The sequence below is a fragment of the Neobacillus drentensis genome (assembly GCF_036962765.1).
Taxonomy (GTDB): Bacteria; Bacillota; Bacilli; order Bacillales; family Cytobacillaceae; genus Neobacillus; species Neobacillus drentensis_C.
Map to the genome: position 1 here is coordinate 7922 of NZ_JBALOS010000177.1, position 1586 is coordinate 9507.

2 protein-coding genes, 1 pseudogene and 1 riboswitch are annotated in these 1586 nt (G+C 35.8%); all 3 genes and pseudogenes read left to right on the forward strand.

Annotated features, from left to right (window positions below; all coding sequences use genetic code 11):
• The first annotated feature begins 427 nt into the window (after positions 1-427).
• Positions 428-655, forward strand: a complete 228-nt coding sequence (locus V7137_RS21055; RefSeq protein WP_335699885.1) for a helix-turn-helix transcriptional regulator — start codon at positions 428-430, stop codon at positions 653-655.
• 12 nt (positions 656-667) lie between these two features.
• The gene (locus V7137_RS21060) at positions 668-844 is read left to right on the forward strand and encodes a hypothetical protein (RefSeq protein ID WP_335699886.1); all 177 of its coding nucleotides are present in this window, start codon (positions 668-670) and stop codon (positions 842-844) included.
• Positions 845-1061: 217 nt separating this feature from the next.
• Positions 1062-1147, forward strand: a riboswitch (cyclic di-GMP riboswitch).
• 29 nt (positions 1148-1176) lie between these two features.
• Positions 1177-1586, forward strand: a pseudogene (locus tag V7137_RS21065) (hypothetical protein); the annotation flags it as partial.

Below are 1586 nucleotides of genomic sequence, written 5' to 3' on the forward strand. Positions count from 1 at the left end.
TTGAGGTAAAAAAATTGCTCCAACGGTAACCATTGAGTGAGTATGATGCCCGTTGAGGTAAAAAAATCGCTCCAACGGTATCCAAAAGGCGCGACTAATGCCATTGAAGGTAAAAAAGTAACTTCAATGGTAACTAGTGAAAGCGATTAACGCCCGTGAAGGTGATTCGCTGATAAAACGCTAGATTCGCTGATAAAATGGGATTTCCGCTGATATATTGGTCCGATTCGCTGATAAATTTCAATCATCCGCTGATAAGTTCCCTCAAGTCTCCTAAAAATGGTCTTAAATAAAGGATTTTTTTATAGAGTTGTTGTCCAAGCGGCATCATCTATGAAAAATAATTTCAGAGATGAAACTTTTGTATAAACTATGAAATTTTTGTCCATCCTTAAGCTATAAAACTAGTTTGGGAGGAGAGGAGAACTTGAATTGGTTTGGCATAGGAAAAGTCAGATCAAAGTTGGGGCGTTATATTGATCAGCACGGAATAAGCCAAAAGGAATTAGAGAAATCAGGAGTTAGTCGAGCAACAATTAGCCGATTATGTTCAGATGACGAGCACCAGCCAACCATAAGCACAGCAAGGAAGATCATAAGTTTTCTTAAGAAACTGGATTCAAGTGTAGATTATGAAGATTTTTTCAATATGTAGGGGTGGATATCAATGAGCATAGAAGAATTAAATAAAATTATCGCAGTAAAAAAGATGGATATAGAGGAATGTGAACAAGAACTTAATAATCGATACTATCCTTCTATAGTAAGAATGGCCATGACGACTTACCTATTAATCCTACAAGAACAATTAGAGAGGTATAATAACGAACGTATTAATTGGTAATGAGGCTGCATTGGAAGAAGCGGGAATGAAGAAAAGCTCCAAATAAGGGGCTTTTTTCTTTGTATGAACGGTAACTAGGGAATGCGACTAATTCCCTAAAAACTAGCCAATTACATAATTCGACAAAAATGAATGAAATAGTACTTTTCACTCGTTATTTTTGATGAATAACCGCTTATAGTAGAAGAGATCGTTGATGATCTCCTTTTGTAGGTGTACAACGAAGAGGCAACACTATGGAAACATAGTTGCGCAAAACTATAGGGGCTACAGCAACAATAGCTATGCCAGCCAATTGCCGAAAAATATATCAGGATTAGGGAGAATTTAAAATGAAGAAAATGTTGGTTGGTGGTCTTGCTTTAACAGTCTTGCTTTCACCAGGTTTTTTGTCCACTGCACATGCTAGTAGCGATGTAAAGACAAAAATAAAGTTTAGTGACAGGAATAAGAACGGAATTAACGATTATTGGGAAAGAAAGTACAAACTATCTGGTAAAGGTTTAGCCAAAAAAGATAACGATAAAGATGGCTTAAACAACTTACAAGAATACAAACTAGCTCTAAATCCAAAATCATCTGATACCGATCATGACAAAATTAAAGATGGTAACGAGGATGCAGATAAAGATGGCTTAAAAAACCTACTAGAATTCAAACTAGCTTTAAATCCAAAATCATCTGACAGTGATCATGACAAAATTAAAGATGGTAACGAAGATACAGATCATGATGGATTAAA